The sequence below is a fragment of the Leptospira jelokensis genome (genome assembly GCF_004769635.1).
GTDB classification, from domain to species: Bacteria; Spirochaetota; Leptospiria; order Leptospirales; family Leptospiraceae; genus Leptospira_A; species Leptospira_A jelokensis.
Window position 1 is genome coordinate 1 of record NZ_RQGH01000021.1, and the last position, 3635, is coordinate 3635.

Here is a 3635-nt window from a genome sequence, read left to right on the forward strand (position 1 = left end):
TGATTTGGGTGGAAGGATCTGTTTTCCTTTTGCCCATGAGTGTACTATCGCGATATTTCTCCCCATCCGATTTAGAAGAAATCAAATCTGCAGTTGGTGAAGCAGAGTCCAAAACATCAGCAGAAATTGTTCCCTTTTTTGCAGAGTCGTCCCACCACTACAGGGAATGGGCATGGTTTGGTGCTTTTTTGATGGGAGGACTAACGGGCATTAGCTTTTACACCGCTCAAAAAACATACGGATTGGTTTGGGGCAATGAATCCATGTTTGCAGTGCTCTCCGTTTGGGCAGGAGCCATATTCGGATTGGGTTTATTTTTTTTATTCCCTAAATTGCGTATCCTACTCGTTCCCAAAAACTCCAAACAATACTTTGTTGAGTTACGTGCAAAAGAAGCCTTTTTGGATGAAGAAGTGTTTCGTACCAAAAATCGAACAGGTATCTTAATTTATATCTCTCTCTTTGAACATTTTGTTCGTGTTTACCCCGACAAAGAAATCGCAAGAGTTGTACCCAAATCAGAATGGAATGAAGCAGTAAGGTTAATCATCGAAGGCATGAAAACAGGTAAAAAAAAGCAAGGGATCGTCGCGAGTATCCTTTTCTGCGGAGACCTTTTGAAAAAGTACAATATCCATGCTGAAAAAGATGATAAAAATGAAATCTCAAATGAAATTCGTGATGGTGGGAAATTGATGTGATGGAATCCAAATCACCCAACCAAGTTTCAAAATTTTTACGAACCGTTTCGATCTTAAGTTTTCTTTTCGTTTCGTTCACTCTCTTTCAAGTTTCCCTTATGGGTTATCCCGTTCCAAAATTGGAACGAAGGGTGATGGACCACGCAGGGATTTTGTCGCAAAGTACCGTGGACCAAATTGAAGCCAACCTAAAACAATTTGAAGCAGAAACTAGCAATCAAATCGCAGTGTATACCACTCCTAGTTTGCATGACGAAGTGATCGAAGAAGTGGCAATTGAGATCTTCGACGAATGGAAGTTAGGCCAAAAATCTAAAAACAATGGTGTGTTACTCATCATTGCACCTACTGAAAAAAAAATGAGAATCGAAGTTGGGCGTGGATTAGAAGGTGCTTTGACTGACATCCAAGCAAAACAAATCATACGGAATGAAATCAGACCAAGTTTTAAGGATAAAGATTTTGATGGAGGTGTGACGGCTGGTGTGAATGCCATCATGGCTACCATACGTGGGGAATACGCTCCCTCAGCAGACGATGTCCAAACTTCAGGTCGTGACAGTGCGGGGGATGTGATCCCTTCTGGAATTGTGGGAGGGATCTTCACGTTTATTTCACTTTTTATCCCTTCCTTTGGTGGAGTGATCTTTACCATCATAGGACTCCTTGTGATTTTACCACTTTTTACCTTTCTATTTGGTGGGACCATGGGCCTTATTGCGGCCATCATCCTCTTTGTCCTCATCATGTTCCTCAGACGAAAATTAGGGCATGGACTTGGTGGCGGGGGTGGATCCGATAGTGGTGGTTATTATGGAGGATGGTCATCTGGCAGTGACTCTTGGTCTTCGAGTGATTCCAGTGATAGTTGGTCAGGTGGCGGAGGTGACTCCGGTGGTGGGGGTGCCTCTGGCGATTGGTGAGAGCATTACGAACAACTCGCTCAAACCACTTCAATCAACATAAGAGTCGAATCATCTTCGACTCCCGATGATTAAGAGAGTGTTGGGGATTCACTAAAAAGATAATCTCGGAAATCTTTTGTAAATTTTTGGTTAAAGGAAATCCTAAACTTTCATCGGTACTAATCTTTCGTCAATGTACTCTTTACCAATCTCACCACTTTCATGATATTCGGCATCTTGGTTTACATTCCAAACATCATAAAGAGTTCGATCTGCGGCTATATTTTCAACAGTCAGCATGGCAGTCATCATTGCATGGTCTTGGTTGTTGTATTTATGCATTCCATTTCTTCCAACCAAATGAAGGTTTGAAAATTTACTTTGGATTTCTTCTTTTAATACATTTATATGATTCTGGTAAACATCATCGTAAACTGGGTAAGCTTTCTTTTGGCGAACAACAAAACCTTCCTTAATATCCTCGAATTTCGTTAGCCCAAGTTTAACCACTTCTTGCTTAGCTAAATTGACTAAATCATCATCAGATGACGACCACAGTCCGTCACCTTCGAAGCAGAAATATTCCAAACCATAACAATTATATGCTTGATCCGGAACCATTTCTGGTGACCAACTTTTGAAATTCTGAATCCTACCGACTTTTACCGAAGGATCATGAATATAAATCCAATTGTCGTCAAAGACGTCCTTCTCGGTAACAACAAGCGCTACTGTTAAAAAGTCACGATAACGAAGTGAGTTTGCTGAATGCACTGCTGCGTCAGAAACCTGCGGTTCGCTAATTGCCTGAAACAACTCTCGAATAGGTGCAGACGAAATTACATGATCTGCTTCCAAAATCTCGGTTTTCCCTGATTTATCAATGCACTGAACTTTCCAAACCGTAGCTTTAAGCTCTAGTTTATTCACAAGTCTACCCATCCTAATTTCACCACCCATATTTTGGATTTTAGTAGCACAGGCTTCCCACATCATACCTGGACCTTTTCTAGGATACCGGAAGGAATCGATTAAAGTTTTTATCATTTTTGATTTATCTTTCACTTTCGATTTTGGTTTGATGGCATTCCAAATGGCAGAGTATAATGATAAACCTTTAATCCTTTGAGCAGCCCAATCTGCAGAAATATCCTTTGTATCCATCCCCCAAACTTTTTCTGTGTATGTTTTAAAGAAAATGGAAAAGAGACGTTTTCCAAATTGATTGGTCACCCAATCTTCAAAATTCTTTGGATTTTTTACTGGAAACAAACTTGCTTTCAAATAAGATAATACACAAAGAATAGATTCGAATATTCCTAAATTAAACAATGCTTCAAACGCCTTTAAAGGGTATGCGTAAAACTTGTTGTTATAATAAATCCTGGAGGAACGTGGTCGATCGAGCATATCATTTGGTAAAATTTCCGTCCAAAAATCTTCAACTTCTTTCGATTTTGAAAAAAACCTATGCCCACCTATATCAAAATAAAAACCTTTAATCGATTCCGTGCGCGAAATTCCACCAACATACTTTTCATCTGCTTCTAAAATGGTTACATTAAATCCTTTTTTTGCTAATAAATAACCCGAAGTTAGACCTGCTGGGCCTGCTCCAATGATAACGATATTTTTTTGAGTGGACATTATTTTTCCTTTAGTTACTTGCCTTAAACTATTTTATCTTCGAACACAAATATAAGAGGTCTTTCTCTATAGTTTCACATTTTCCCGAACGAAAAAGGTTTACTAAACGAGTATTTAATGAACCTTTTTCAGAAAACAAATCAGAGTGTCTAAGTAAAAAAAACGATCTTTTATCTAGAAAACTTGATTCCACTATATTATAATACTTATCATCAGAATTCAAATGCGGAGAATAAGATGAAAATTGATTGATACAGGGCTTTACATCATTAAACAGAAAAAATTCCTGATCCCAATGCATAACCGATAAGCAAGAACAGGTTGAGCTTTTCTGATTAAACTTCTGCTTACAAATATTCTTTTCATTTATCCATACAGAATG

At 38.7% G+C, this 3635-nt stretch carries 3 protein-coding genes; 2 read left to right on the forward strand and 1 reads right to left on the reverse strand.

Annotated features, from left to right (window positions below; genetic code table 11):
- Window positions 1–2 precede the first annotated feature (2 nt).
- Together EHQ62_RS08450 and EHQ62_RS08455 are read left to right on the forward strand one after the other, a co-directional pair.
- On the forward strand, window positions 3–701 hold the full coding sequence (locus EHQ62_RS08450) for a TPM domain-containing protein (protein ID WP_135641845.1): 699 nt from the start codon (window positions 3–5) through the stop codon (window positions 699–701).
- Entirely contained in the window at window positions 701–1624 is a 924-nt protein-coding gene (locus EHQ62_RS08455) for a TPM domain-containing protein (RefSeq protein ID WP_135641847.1), read from the forward strand. The genes EHQ62_RS08450 and EHQ62_RS08455 overlap by 1 nt, the downstream gene beginning before the upstream one ends.
- A gap of 144 nt (window positions 1625–1768) precedes the next feature.
- Here the strand turns inward: EHQ62_RS08455 and EHQ62_RS08460 are convergent, their stop codons facing one another.
- Entirely contained in the window at window positions 1769–3253 is a 1485-nt protein-coding gene (locus tag EHQ62_RS08460; protein ID WP_135641849.1) for an NAD(P)/FAD-dependent oxidoreductase, read from the reverse strand.
- Window positions 3254–3635 lie beyond the last annotated feature (382 nt).

Coding starts and splice junctions, on each gene's coding strand:
- EHQ62_RS08460 (WP_135641849.1), bottom strand. CDS start 3,253: ATGTCCACTCAAAAAAATATCGTTATCATTGGAGCAGGCCCAGCAGGT.
- EHQ62_RS08455 (WP_135641847.1), top strand. CDS start 701: ATGGAATCCAAATCACCCAACCAAGTTTCAAAATTTTTACGAACCGTT.